Genomic DNA, 12,336 nt, shown 5'->3' with positions numbered 1-12,336 from the left:
AATTCAGGAAAACGGCAGGCAAAATGAAAGAAACCGCGGCAAAAAGTGTGACAATGACTGCGTCACGCCGCGGCGACGTGTATAATAGGCTCGTATGTAGGACCTCTTTCGATAACCACATACAAAAGACACTCATGGCTCAAGGCACGCTTTATATTGTTTCCGCCCCTAGCGGCGCGGGTAAATCCAGCCTGATTCAGGCTTTATTAAAAACCCAACCGTTGTATGACACCCAGGTATCGGTTTCCCATACCACGCGGGCGCCGCGTCCGGGTGAAGTGCACGGCGAACACTATTTCTTCGTGAATCACGACGAATTCCGCTCGATGATTGGCGAAAACGCGTTTCTGGAACATGCAGAGGTCTTTGGCAACTATTACGGCACGTCGCGTAAAGCGATCGAGCAGGTGCTGGCGACCGGCGTCGATGTCTTCCTCGATATCGACTGGCAAGGTGCGCAGCAGATCCGTAAAAGCATGCCCGGCGCACGCAGCATTTTTATTCTGCCGCCGTCAAAAGATGAACTGGACCGTCGCCTGCGCGGCCGCGGCCAGGACAGCGAAGAGGTAATCGCGAAACGGATGGCCCAGGCCGTTGCGGAAATGAGCCATTACGCGGAATATGATTACCTGATTGTGAACGATGATTTTGACACCGCCCTGAGCGACCTGAAAAATATCATCCGCGCTGAACGTCTGCGCATGAGCCGCCAAAAGCAGCGACATGGCGCTTTAATCACCAAACTATTGGCAGACTGAACCCACATTCAGTATCATGCCCAGTCATTTCTTCACCTGTGGAGCATTTTAAGTATGGCACGCGTAACTGTTCAGGACGCTGTAGAGAAAATTGGTAACCGTTTTGACCTGGTACTGGTCGCCGCGCGTCGCGCTCGTCAGATGCAGGTAGGCGGAAAGGATCCGCTGGTACCGGAAGAAAACGATAAAACCACCGTTATCGCACTGCGCGAAATCGAAGAAGGTCTGATCAACAACCAGATCCTCGACGTACGTGAGCGCCAGGAACAGCAAGAGCAGGAAGCCGCTGAATTACAAGCCGTTACCGCGATTGCTGAAGGTCGTCGTTAATCACACAGCGGGTCGCCCTTGTATCTGTTTGAAAGCCTGAATCAGCTGATTCAAAACTACCTGCCGGAAGAGCAAATCAAGCGCCTTCGGCAGGCGTATCTCGTTGCACGTGACGCTCACGAGGGTCAGACACGTTCAAGCGGTGAACCCTATATCACGCACCCTGTCGCGGTAGCCTGCATTCTGGCCGAGATGAAGCTCGACTATGAAACGCTGATGGCCGCGCTGCTGCATGATGTGATTGAAGATACCCCCGCCACCTACCAGGACATGGAACAGCTTTTTGGTAAAAGCGTTGCCGAACTGGTAGAGGGGGTGTCGAAACTTGATAAGCTCAAGTTTCGCGATAAGAAAGAGGCGCAGGCCGAAAACTTTCGCAAAATGATCATGGCGATGGTGCAGGACATCCGCGTCATCCTCATCAAGCTTGCCGACCGCACCCACAACATGCGTACTCTGGGCTCGTTACGCCCGGATAAACGCCGCCGCATCGCCCGCGAAACGCTGGAAATTTACAGCCCGCTGGCGCACCGTTTAGGTATCCATCACATCAAGACCGAGCTCGAAGAGCTGGGCTTTGAAGCGCTGTACCCTAACCGCTACCGCGTCATTAAAGAGGTGGTCAAAGCGGCGCGCGGCAACCGTAAAGAGATGATCCAAAAGATCCTCTCCGAAATCGAAGGACGGTTGCAGGAAGCGGGCATCCCCTGCCGCGTCAGCGGTCGCGAAAAGCATCTGTACTCCATCTACTGCAAAATGGTGCTCAAAGAGCAGCGTTTTCACTCGATCATGGATATCTACGCCTTCCGCGTCATCGTCCATGATGCCGATGTCTGCTACCGCGTGCTCGGCCAGATGCACAGCCTCTACAAACCGCGTCCAGGTCGTTTCAAAGACTACATTGCCATTCCGAAAGCGAACGGCTATCAGTCTTTGCACACCTCGATGATCGGCCCCCACGGCGTCCCGGTTGAGGTACAAATTCGTACCGAAGACATGGACCAGATGGCGGAGATGGGGGTTGCGGCGCACTGGGCTTATAAAGAGCACGGCGGCGAAAGCAGCACCACCGCGCAAATCCGCGCTCAGCGCTGGATGCAAAGCCTGCTGGAGCTGCAGCAGAGCGCCGGTAGCTCGTTTGAATTTATCGAGAGCGTAAAATCCGATCTGTTCCCGGATGAGATTTACGTTTTCACCCCGGAAGGTCGCATTGTCGAACTGCCCGCTGGCGCCACGCCGGTGGACTTCGCCTACGCGGTGCATACTGATATCGGCCATGCCTGCGTTGGCGCACGCGTCGACCGCCAGCCTTATCCGTTGTCGCAGCCGCTCTCCAGCGGCCAGACTGTCGAAATTATCACCGCGCCGGGCGCACGCCCGAATGCCGCCTGGCTGAACTTTGTCGTCAGCTCGAAAGCGCGCGCCAAGATCCGTCAGCTGCTGAAAAACCTTAAGCGCGACGATTCGGTCAGCCTTGGCCGTCGTCTCCTCAATCACGCACTGGGCGGTAGCCGCAAACTCGCCGAGATCCCGCCGGAAAATATCCAGCGCGAACTTGACCGCATGAAGCTGGCCTCGCTTGACGATCTGCTGGCGGAAATCGGTCTGGGCAATGCCATGAGCGTCGTGGTCGCCAAAAATCTGCAGCAGGGCGAAGCCTCTGCCGCACCGGTACCGGCTAACGCCTCGAACCACGGACATCTGCCGATCAAAGGCGCCGATGGCGTGCTGATTACCTTCGCCAAGTGCTGTCGTCCGATTCCAGGTGACCCGATCATCGCCCACGTCAGTCCGGGTAAGGGGCTGGTTATCCACCATGAATCCTGTCGTAACATTCGCGGCTATCAGAAAGAGCCGGAGAAATTTATGGCGGTTGAGTGGGATAAAGAGACCGCTCAGGAGTTCATCACCGAAATCAAGGTGGACATGTTTAACCACCAGGGCGCGCTGGCTAACCTGACGGCGGCGATCAACACCGCGTCTTCCAATATCCAGAGCCTGAATACGGAAGAGAAAGATGGCCGCGTATACAGCGCCTTTATCCGCCTGACCGCGCGCGACCGCGTGCATCTGGCGAATATCATGCGCAAAATCCGCGTCATGCCGGACGTGATTAAAGTCACCCGTAACCGAAACTAGCTTTATGAACTCAAAGCGCTACGAGCGTATCTGCGAGATGCTCGCCAGGCGTCAGCCTGACCTGACGGTCTGTATGGAGCAGGTCCATAAGCCTCATAACGTCTCTGCGGTCATTCGGACCGCAGATGCCGTTGGCGTACACGAAGTGCATGCCGTCTGGCCAAGCAGCCGGATGCGTACCATGGCCTCCGCCGCCGCGGGCAGCAACAGCTGGGTGCAGGTGAAAACCCACCGCACCATCGCAGATGCCGTCGGCCACCTGAAAGGCCAGGGCATGCAAATTCTCGCCACTCACCTTTCCGACAAAGCCATCGATTTTCGTGAAATCGACTATACGCGCCCAACCTGTATCCTGATGGGTCAGGAGAAAACCGGCATCACCCAGGAAGCGCTGACGCTGGCAGACCAGGACATCATTATCCCAATGATCGGCATGGTACAGTCGCTGAACGTCTCCGTCGCCTCGGCGCTGATCCTTTACGAGGCGCAGCGCCAGCGGCAAAACGCCGGGATGTACCAACGCGCCAACAGCATGCTGCCGCCGGAAGAGCAGCAGCGCCTGCTGTTCGAAGGCGGTTATCCGGTGCTGGCCCGCGTCGCCCGACAAAAAGGTCTGCCTTACCCCCACGTCAACGAGCAGGGCGAAGTGGAAGCCGATGACGCATGGTGGGCTACCATGCAGGCAACGAGGTAAACCTGATGTCAGGCCGCCTGCTCGATGCCGTTCCGCTCAGCTCACTCACCGGTGTGGGCGCTGCGCAAAGCAGTAAACTGGCGAAGATCGGCCTGCATACGGTTCAGGACCTGCTGCTGCACCTGCCGCTGCGTTACGAAGATCGCACCCATCTTTACCCGATAGCCGAGCTGCTTCCCGGGGTTTATGCCACCGTGGAAGGCGAAGTGCTCAACAGCAATATCACCTTCGGCGGCCGGCGGATGTTGACCTGCCAGATCAGCGACGGCACCGGCATCCTCACCATGCGCTTTTTCAACTTTAACGCGGCGATGAAAAACAGCCTCGCGACTGGTCGTCGGGTGCTGGCCTACGGTGAAGCCAAACGCGGGAAGTACGGCGCCGAGATGATCCACCCGGAATACCGCGTCCAGGGCGATATGAGCACCCCGGAGCTTCAGGAAACGTTAACTCCGGTCTATCCGACCACCGAAGGCATCAAGCAGGCGACCCTGCGCAAGCTCACCGACCAGGCGCTTGAGCTCCTGGAAACCTGCGCGATTAGCGAACTCCTCCCACCGGAGCTGGCGCAGGGGATGATGAGCCTGCCGGAAGCGCTGCGTACGCTGCACCGTCCGCCTCCCTCCTTGCAACTTAGCGAGCTGGAAAGCGGCAAGCACCCGGCGCAGCAGCGTCTGATTCTGGAAGAGCTGCTGGCGCATAACCTCAGCATGCTGGCGCTGAGGGCAGGCGCCCAGCGCTATCACGCCCTGCCGCTCGGCGCCAACGATACCCTGAAAAACCAGCTGCTGGCCTCCCTGCCCTTTAAGCCCACCGGCGCGCAGGCGCGGGTTACCGCCGAGATCGAACACGATATGGCGCTGGACGTGCCGATGATGCGCCTGGTGCAGGGCGACGTTGGCTCCGGCAAAACGCTGGTCGCCGCGCTGGCCGCCGTGCGCGCTATTGCCCACGGCAAACAGGTGGCGCTGATGGCGCCCACCGAACTGCTCGCCGAGCAGCATGCCAATAACTTCCGCAGCTGGTTTGAACCGCTGGGCATAGAAGTCGGCTGGCTGGCGGGCAAGCAAAAAGGCAAAGCCCGTCAGGTACAGCAGGACGCTATCGCCAGCGGCGAAGTGCAGATGATTGTCGGCACTCACGCCATCTTCCAGGAGCAGGTGCAGTTTAACAGTCTGGCGCTGGTGATTATCGACGAACAGCACCGCTTCGGCGTGCATCAGCGGCTGGCGCTGTGGGAAAAAGGTCAGCAGCAGGGGTTCCACCCGCATCAGCTGATCATGACCGCGACGCCAATCCCGCGCACCCTGGCGATGACCGCCTATGCCGATCTCGATACCTCAGTTATCGACGAGCTGCCGCCAGGCCGAACCCCGGTGACCACCGTCGCCATCCCGGACACCCGGCGCAGCGATATTATCGACCGCGTACGCAACGCCTGTACCCATGAAGGCCGCCAGGCCTATTGGGTCTGTACGCTGATTGAAGAGTCCGATCTGCTGGAAGCCCAGGCGGCGGAAGCGACCTGGGAAGAGCTCAAACTAGCGCTGCCGGAACTGAATATCGGCCTCGTCCACGGGCGGATGAAACCGGCGGAGAAGCAGGCCGTGATGCAGGCCTTCAAGCAGGGCGAAATGCATCTGCTGGTGGCCACCACGGTGATAGAAGTCGGCGTCGACGTGCCTAACTCAAGCCTGATGATTATCGAAAACCCGGAACGTCTGGGTCTGGCGCAGCTGCACCAGCTCAGAGGGCGAGTCGGGCGCGGCGCGGTCGCTTCCCACTGCGTGCTACTCTATAAATCGCCACTCTCCAAAACGGCGCAGAAACGCCTGCAGGTCCTGCGCGACAGCAACGACGGTTTCGTCATCGCCCAGAAAGACCTCGAAATCCGCGGTCCCGGCGAGCTGCTCGGCACCCGCCAGACTGGCAACGCCGAGTTTAAAGTGGCGGACTTGCTGCGCGATCAGGCGATGATCCCCGACGTTCAGCGCATTGCTCGCCATATTCATGAACGCTATCCGCTGCAGGCCCAGGCGCTTATCGAGCGCTGGATGCCGGAAACCGAACGCTATTCCAACGCGTAGCGCGCGCTTTTGCCGCGCTGCGGGCAATTTTTCTACACAACGAGTGGATTATGAAACGAGAACTGGCCATCGAATTTTCGCGTGTCACCGAAGCCGCCGCGCTGGCGGGCTATAAATGGCTGGGCCGCGGCGATAAGAATACCGCCGACGGCGCAGCGGTTAACGCCATGCGCATTATGCTTAACCTCGTCAATATCGACGGCACCATCGTCATCGGCGAGGGCGAAATCGATGAAGCGCCGATGCTCTATATCGGCGAAAAAGTGGGTACCGGCAAGGGCGATGCGGTAGATATCGCCGTCGATCCCATCGAAGGCACCCGCATGACGGCGATGGGCCAGGCCAACGCCCTGGCGGTGATGGCGGTCGGCGATAAGGGCTGCTTCCTCAACGCGCCGGATATGTATATGGAAAAGCTGATCGTCGGCCCGGGCGCTAAAGGCGCTATCGATCTCAATTTGCCGCTGGAAGAGAACCTGAACAATATCGCCCGCGCCCTGAACAAGCCGCTGGGCGAGCTGACCGTCACCGTGCTGGCGAAACCGCGCCATGACGCGGTCATTGCCCAGCTGCAGCAGCTGGGCGTGCGCGTATTCGCGATTCCCGATGGCGACGTCGCGGCCTCTATTCTCACCTGCATGCCAGATAGCGAAGTCGACGTGCTGTACGGCATCGGCGGCGCGCCGGAAGGGGTGGTTTCCGCCGCGGTGATCCGCGCCCTGGACGGTGATATGCAGGGGCGTCTGCTGGCTCGCCACCACGTGAAGGGCGACAACGAAGAGAACCGCCGCATCGGTGAAAACGAGCTGGCGCGCTGCAAAACCATGGGCATTGAAGCGGGCAAAGTGCTACGTCTGGATGAAATGGCGCGCAGCGATAACGTCGTCTTCTCCGCCACCGGGATCACCAAAGGCGATCTGCTGGACGGCATCACCCGTAAGGGCAACATGGCCACCACCGAGACGCTGCTGATCCGCGGCAAGTCGCGCACTATCCGTCGTATCCAGTCGATTCATTACCTCGACCGTAAAGATCCGGACATCCAGCAGCACATCCTGTAATACCGCTTTTTCTCCTCCAGGCAACCGTCCGCAGGCGGTTGCCCTGTTCTTCGTTTATATTTGATCAATAGAGCTTTCTTGCACCTTCGGGGTGGAAATCTTGCTCGTCTGGACCGAAGATAAGGCATCGCTTGGCAACAGGAGAAGACGATGGCGGACTGGGTTAGCGGCAAAGTGACAAAAGTGGAGTACTGGACGGATGCCTTGTTCAGTTTGTACGTGCGGGCGCCTGTTCATCCGTTTACCGCCGGGCAGTTTACCAAGCTCGGGCTGGAAATCGACGGAGAACGCGTGCAGCGCGCCTACTCCTACGTCAACGCCCCCGGCAATCCCGATCTCGAGTTCTATCTGGTCACCGTCCCGGAAGGCAAGCTGAGCCCGCGTCTGGCGGCGCTAAAGCCGGGCGATGAAGTTCTGGTGGTGAGTGAAGCGGCAGGTTTCTTCGTCCTCGATGAAGTACCGGATTGCGATACGCTGTGGATGCTGGCGACCGGCACTGCCCTCGGGCCATACCTGTCAATTTTGCAGGAAGGCAAAGATCTTGAACGCTTTAACAACCTGGTGCTGGTCCACGCCGTCCGCTACGCCGCGGACCTGAGCTATCTGCCGCTGATGCGCGAACTCGAGCAGCACTATGCCGGTAAACTACGCATCCAAACCGTGGTCAGCCGCGAAACTGTGGAAGGCTCGCTGACCGGCCGGGTGCCGTTCCTGATTGAAACCGGCGCGCTGGAAGAGGCGGTCGGGCTGGCGATGAACACCGACACCAGCCACGTCATGCTGTGCGGCAACCCGCAAATGGTGCGCGATACCCAACAGCTGTTAAAAGAGACCCGGCAGATGACCAAACATCTGCGTCGCCGGCCGGGCCATATGACAGCGGAGCACTACTGGTAATCAGGCGTCCGCTTTCCAGCGCACGTCCTGGGTCTCCTTGCCGAACTTATTCTCGCCCTGGGTGCCGACAAACGCCCCCAGGTCGATCAACATCATGACGATAATCAGCGTCGGCACAAAGCGCCCGACGCCCCACTGCCAGACCTGCGGCAGCATCGCCCAGTTCCCCGCCAGCAGCATCCACGCCAGAATCATCAGCAGCGCCCACAGCCCGGATTTGCCGCGATCGTGCAGCCGTTTCACCACCACCGCCGCCGTCGGCCACAGCAGGCAGACGATAATAAACGCCGCCGTCTGCAGGTTGAGAAGATTGCTGCCTGCCAGGGTAAACAGGGCGCTCATGGTCACCAGCCAGATGGCAATCCAGATCCAGAAATCGCGGCGGCCAATGCGCCCTTTAATTGAGAATAACCACTGCTGTAGGGTCATGCGTTTTTCCTTATCATCATCGTCTGCGTAGTTTACCCTGGCGTCGTGACTTTTTGACAAGCGCCGCGCTTCCCGATTTAATCGTCAGCAGGCAAAAAAAGGAACGACGGGCATGAAGAAGTGGACAATCTTGTGTTTAAGTGGGCTGATGGGCCTGACCGTCGGCCCGCACGCGTTGTCCGCAGAAAGCGAATCGGCGACAGCGGCGCCCTACCTGCTCTCTGGCGCACCGAGTTTTGACCTGTCGATCAGCCAGTTCCGGGAAAAATTTAACGCCGATAACCCGAAGCTGCCCCTGAACGAATTCCGTTCCATCGCCACCAGCCGGGATCAGGCTAATCTGACCCGCGCCGCCAGCAAAATTAATGAAAATCTCTATGCCTCGACCGCGCTGGAGCGCGGCACGCTGAAGATCAAATCCATGCAGATCACCTGGCTGCCGATCCAGGGGCCGGAGCAAAAGGCGGCGAAAGCCAAAGCGCTGGAGTATATGAGCGCCATGATCCGCGCCTTTGTCCCCACCCTTAGCCCGGCGCAAAGCCAGCAAAAGCTGCAGAAACTGCTGACCGCCGGCAAGGGCAAACGCTACTTTGCCGATACCGAAGGCGCTGTACGCTATGTGGTGGCAGATCATGGCGAAAAGGGTCTGACCTTCGCCATTGAACCGATTAAGCTGGCGTTATCTGAAACGCTGGAAGGCAACAATAAATGACAAAAAGCAAAGCCTTTCCAGTGACGAGTCTCTATACTGTTTCACAGACCATGCTGCCCTCTGGGGCGGCTATATTCCTTAATTCGCTTAAGTAGCGTGGAGAATTAAAATGCGACATCCTTTAGTGATGGGTAACTGGAAACTGAACGGCAGCCGCCACATGGTAAACGAACTGGTTGCGAACCTGCGTACCGAACTGGCTGGCGTAAGCGGCTGTGCAGTTGCCATCGCCCCGCCGGAAATGTATCTGGACCTGGCTAAACGTGCGGCAGAAGGCAGCCACATTCACCTGGGCGCGCAGAACGTTGACGTGAACCTGTCCGGCGCATTCACCGGTGAAACCTCCGCCGAAATGCTGAAAGATATCGGCGCACAGTACATCATCATCGGCCACTCCGAGCGTCGTACCTACCACAAAGAATCCGACGAGCTGATCGCGAAGAAATTCGCTGTGCTGAAAGAGCAGGGTCTGACCCCGGTACTGTGCATCGGTGAAACCGAAGCCGAAAACGAAGCGGGCAAAACCGAAGAAGTTTGCGCACGTCAGATCGACGCCGTGCTGAAAACACAGGGCGCTGCCGCTTTCGAAGGCGTGGTTATCGCTTACGAACCCGTATGGGCTATCGGTACCGGCAAATCCGCCACCCCGGCTCAGGCTCAGGCGGTGCACAAATTCATCCGTGACCACATTGCTAAAGCTGACGCGAAAATCGCTGAGCAAGTGATCATCCAGTACGGCGGTTCCGTTAACGCTGGCAACGCAGCAGAGCTGTTCACCCAGCCGGACATCGACGGCGCGCTGGTTGGCGGCGCCTCCCTGAAAGCTGACGCTTTCGCGGTGATCGTTAAAGCAGCAGAAGCAGCGAAAAAAGCGTAATTCGCTTTTCCCGGTGGCGACACGCGACCGGGGTGACTGACAACGCTCCGGAGCCCGGCTTAGCACAGCACAAGCCGGGCTTTCTTTTGCCGTTACAGTTTCCCCAACAGCTGATACCACGCGTAGTCCAGCGGCAGCAAAATCAGATAACTCACCGCCGCCAGCGCCAGACACAGTTGCATCCCCGCCCTCGCCGGGACCTTGCCTAACCCCATCGCCACCACAATCGGCGACGCCTGATAGGGCAGCAGCGGCGTGGAATACCCCAGTACCTGAATCATGATCACGCTGAGCAACGGGAAACCGGTCGCGTCGGCAAAGCTCTGCGCAAAAGTGGTATACAGCGCCGGCACGCCGTTGGCGGTCATAATAAAGTTCAGCGCGCTGGTAATCCCGGTCAGAGCGAGGAAGCTGGTGAACGGATTGTCTTTATCCAGCGGCATCACCTGCAGCAGCGCATTGCCCACCGCGCCGCCAATTCCGGTTTGGGTAACGGCGATCGCCAGTCCCAGAATCCCGGCGACGTAAATACAGGTACGCATATTCACCCCGCTGGCAAACTCCTCGCCGTTGATAAAGCCCACCCGCGGCAGCAGCGTGACCACCGCTGCCGCCAGGCCGGTCCACGCCGGGCCGACGCCGTGCCAGCTCTCGGTCACCCATAGCGTGAGGACGACCGCCAGCAGCCACGCCAGACGTTTCTCGTCGCGGCTCATCGGCGGCAGCGGCGCCAGGTCACGCGGTGGATGCGGCTTACCGGGAAACAGCCAGCAAATCAGCGCCACCAGCACAGCCCCTTTCAGCCAGCCAAGCACCGGCGTATGCAGCAGTAAATAGGGAACATAATTCAGATGGATACCGTACGAGCCTTCCGCCGCCCCGCTCATCACCAGATTTGGCACGTTAGCGGGCAAAATCGTCGCCGAAAGCTGAAAGGTGCCGAACCCCACCGCCAGCGCCAGGCCGAACCAGCCGCGGCTGCCATCGACAATGCCCGCGCGGCGGGCCATCGCCGCCACGATCGGCATCAGCAGCGCGATACGCCCCATGTTGGAAGGCATCACAAACGCCAGCGCGTAGCTCAGCAACACCACGCTACCGACCATCCGCGGCCAGGAGTCAGTGAGCCGCGCAGACAGCGCCTGCGCCGCCCGGTCCGCCAGCCCGGTTTTACGGATCGCGATACCGAGCACAAAGCCGCTGAACACCAGCCAGAACGCCGAAGAGGCAAAGCCGCCGAAGATCACCTCCGGTGGAGCGATTTTCGCCATCATCGCCGCCGCGAAGAACAGCAGCGCGGTGATAAACTCCGGCAGCAGCGACGTCGCCCAGAGCACAATGGTGACGCCGACAATCAATGAAGGAAGGAACAGCGGGTGGGTAAGCCAGAGCGACATGCCTGTCTCCTGTCGTTTTTTTCAGCAAGAATACGACGACAGGTAAGACAGGTAAACGCCAGAACTAGTGGCTTGCGTTAAGAATGGCGCAGCGATGATCCTGAATTTCTTCCGCTGAAGCCCGGTTCAGGGTCAGCAGGTTACGCTCCGTCGCCAGCAGCACCAGCGAGCCGTCGCTCTGCTGTGCCATCGCCAGCGCGAAGCGTCCCATATGTTCGCGCGCTTCCGGCACCTCTTCCGCCAGCATCAGGAACGGGCTGCGCTGGGCCAGTTCGGCCTCCGTCACCCGGCGCGCCAGGTATTCATGACCCTGAAGCCCGCCCGGCAGCGGCAGCCAGCGGCTGCTGACCGCGGCCGCATCCTTATCTAACTGCGCGCGTACATCGGGGCGCAGGCAGGATATATGAATATGGAAATGGTTTTGCGTGCGTCCGCTGCGCGAGTTGATCGCCAGCGATACCGCGTTATCAGGAACTGGCGCGCCGTGACGCTGACTCATGATTTCTCGTCCCTGCCAGGCCTGCCAGAAGAAGTTCGGCGTCAGCGGATCCAGCAGCAGCGGGCTTTCGGTGCCGTTAATGCGGTAGGTCGGCATCAGCAGATATTGCAGCGGGCCATTGCGGTCTTTAAACAGCACGTAGCCGCCCTTGAGGTTCACTTCCGCACACGGCGACGGGTTTTGCTGCTGTTGCTGATGGGGTACGCACTGCTGCAGAACAATCTTGCGTAATGCGTCCGGGTTGCCGGAGTACAGCCAGTAGTAGCCGCCCGCCAGTGCCGCGAGGATCGCCACCAGCAGCGCCAGCAAAAAATATCTTACTCTTCTCATTATCGTTCCCTGTTAAGCCTGAAGCGGAAGAGTAACGTAATTTGATGACTAAATGAAAACAGATGGTGGGCGGGGAGTTATCCCGGGTAGCGGCTGACGCCTTACCCGGGATATGCACGGCGCAGA

Annotated in this window: 12 protein-coding genes; 9 read left to right on the top strand and 3 right to left on the bottom strand. The window is 59.0% G+C overall.

What is annotated here, in order from left to right; all coding sequences use genetic code 11:
• Nucleotides 1-134: 134 nt before the first annotated feature.
• The 7 genes from gmk (at nt 135) to fpr (ending at nt 7,966) form a co-directional block, all read left to right on the top strand.
• A complete protein-coding gene (gmk, locus tag CWM57_RS23635) occupies nt 135-758 on the top strand; it encodes a guanylate kinase (RefSeq protein WP_002922664.1) in 624 nt (207 codons plus the stop codon).
• Between the two features lie 54 nt (nt 759-812).
• Nucleotides 813-1,088, top strand: a complete 276-nt coding sequence (gene rpoZ, locus CWM57_RS23630) for a DNA-directed RNA polymerase subunit omega (protein WP_000135058.1) — start codon at nt 813-815, stop codon at nt 1,086-1,088.
• Nucleotides 1,089-1,106: 18 nt separating this feature from the next.
• Nucleotides 1,107-3,227, top strand: a complete 2,121-nt coding sequence (gene spoT, locus CWM57_RS23625) for a bifunctional GTP diphosphokinase/guanosine-3',5'-bis pyrophosphate 3'-pyrophosphohydrolase (protein WP_074386944.1) — start codon at nt 1,107-1,109, stop codon at nt 3,225-3,227.
• Between the two features lie 4 nt (nt 3,228-3,231).
• The gene (gene trmH / locus CWM57_RS23620) at nt 3,232-3,921 is read left to right on the top strand and encodes a tRNA (guanosine(18)-2'-O)-methyltransferase TrmH (RefSeq protein ID WP_074386943.1); all 690 of its coding nucleotides are present in this window, start codon (nt 3,232-3,234) and stop codon (nt 3,919-3,921) included.
• 5 nt (nt 3,922-3,926) lie between these two features.
• The gene (gene recG / locus CWM57_RS23615; protein WP_100676495.1) at nt 3,927-6,008 is read left to right on the top strand and encodes an ATP-dependent DNA helicase RecG; all 2,082 of its coding nucleotides are present in this window, start codon (nt 3,927-3,929) and stop codon (nt 6,006-6,008) included.
• Nucleotides 6,009-6,058: 50 nt separating this feature from the next.
• Nucleotides 6,059-7,069, top strand: coding sequence for a class II fructose-bisphosphatase (glpX, locus tag CWM57_RS23610; RefSeq protein ID WP_100676474.1), 1,011 nt, complete (start codon nt 6,059-6,061; stop codon nt 7,067-7,069).
• A gap of 150 nt (nt 7,070-7,219) precedes the next feature.
• The gene (fpr, locus tag CWM57_RS23605) at nt 7,220-7,966 is read left to right on the top strand and encodes a ferredoxin--NADP(+) reductase (protein ID WP_100676473.1); all 747 of its coding nucleotides are present in this window, start codon (nt 7,220-7,222) and stop codon (nt 7,964-7,966) included.
• Here the strand turns inward: fpr and CWM57_RS23600 are convergent, their stop codons facing one another.
• Nucleotides 7,967-8,395 (bottom strand): DUF805 domain-containing protein, encoded by a 429-nt coding sequence (locus tag CWM57_RS23600; RefSeq protein ID WP_004173894.1) that lies wholly within the window; start codon nt 8,393-8,395, stop codon nt 7,967-7,969.
• A 112-nt stretch (nt 8,396-8,507) separates the two neighbouring features.
• Here CWM57_RS23600 and CWM57_RS23595 point away from each other — a divergent pair, with 112 nt between their 5' ends.
• Nucleotides 8,508-9,107, top strand: a complete 600-nt coding sequence (locus CWM57_RS23595; protein ID WP_008806815.1) for a YiiQ family protein — start codon at nt 8,508-8,510, stop codon at nt 9,105-9,107.
• A 109-nt stretch (nt 9,108-9,216) separates the two neighbouring features.
• Nucleotides 9,217-9,984, top strand: a complete 768-nt coding sequence (tpiA, locus tag CWM57_RS23590; protein ID WP_002922909.1) for a triose-phosphate isomerase — start codon at nt 9,217-9,219, stop codon at nt 9,982-9,984.
• 92 nt (nt 9,985-10,076) lie between these two features.
• Here tpiA and CWM57_RS23585 read toward each other — a convergent pair whose 3' ends face one another.
• Together CWM57_RS23585 and CWM57_RS23580 are read right to left on the bottom strand one after the other, a co-directional pair.
• Entirely contained in the window at nt 10,077-11,381 is a 1,305-nt protein-coding gene (locus tag CWM57_RS23585; RefSeq protein WP_012540294.1) for an SLC13 family permease, read from the bottom strand.
• A 64-nt stretch (nt 11,382-11,445) separates the two neighbouring features.
• Complete coding sequence (locus tag CWM57_RS23580; protein ID WP_074386942.1) at nt 11,446-12,210, bottom strand: CDP-diacylglycerol diphosphatase; 765 nt, start codon at nt 12,208-12,210, stop codon at nt 11,446-11,448.
• Nucleotides 12,211-12,336 lie beyond the last annotated feature (126 nt).

It is taken from the genome of Klebsiella sp. G-Nf4 (genome assembly GCF_002810615.1).
In the GTDB taxonomy this organism is placed as follows: Bacteria; Pseudomonadota; Gammaproteobacteria; order Enterobacterales; family Enterobacteriaceae; genus Klebsiella; species Klebsiella variicola.
The sequence above is the reverse complement of the archived record's forward strand: the minus strand, read 5'-3'. Positions and strand labels throughout refer to the sequence as shown.

Excerpts from the sequence above, each read along its gene's own strand:
- gmk (WP_002922664.1), top strand. The coding sequence starts at position 135 with ATGGCTCAAGGCACGCTTTATATTGTTTCCGCCCCTAGCGGCGCGGGT.
- rpoZ (WP_000135058.1), top strand. The coding sequence starts at position 813 with ATGGCACGCGTAACTGTTCAGGACGCTGTAGAGAAAATTGGTAACCGT.
- trmH (WP_074386943.1), top strand. The coding sequence starts at position 3,232 with ATGAACTCAAAGCGCTACGAGCGTATCTGCGAGATGCTCGCCAGGCGT.
- recG (WP_100676495.1), top strand. The coding sequence starts at position 3,927 with ATGTCAGGCCGCCTGCTCGATGCCGTTCCGCTCAGCTCACTCACCGGT.
- glpX (WP_100676474.1), top strand. The coding sequence starts at position 6,059 with ATGAAACGAGAACTGGCCATCGAATTTTCGCGTGTCACCGAAGCCGCC.
- fpr (WP_100676473.1), top strand. The coding sequence starts at position 7,220 with ATGGCGGACTGGGTTAGCGGCAAAGTGACAAAAGTGGAGTACTGGACG.
- CWM57_RS23600 (WP_004173894.1), bottom strand. The coding sequence starts at position 8,395 with ATGACCCTACAGCAGTGGTTATTCTCAATTAAAGGGCGCATTGGCCGC.
- CWM57_RS23595 (WP_008806815.1), top strand. The coding sequence starts at position 8,508 with ATGAAGAAGTGGACAATCTTGTGTTTAAGTGGGCTGATGGGCCTGACC.
- tpiA (WP_002922909.1), top strand. The coding sequence starts at position 9,217 with ATGCGACATCCTTTAGTGATGGGTAACTGGAAACTGAACGGCAGCCGC.
- CWM57_RS23585 (WP_012540294.1), bottom strand. The coding sequence starts at position 11,381 with ATGTCGCTCTGGCTTACCCACCCGCTGTTCCTTCCTTCATTGATTGTC.
- CWM57_RS23580 (WP_074386942.1), bottom strand. The coding sequence starts at position 12,210 with ATGAGAAGAGTAAGATATTTTTTGCTGGCGCTGCTGGTGGCGATCCTC.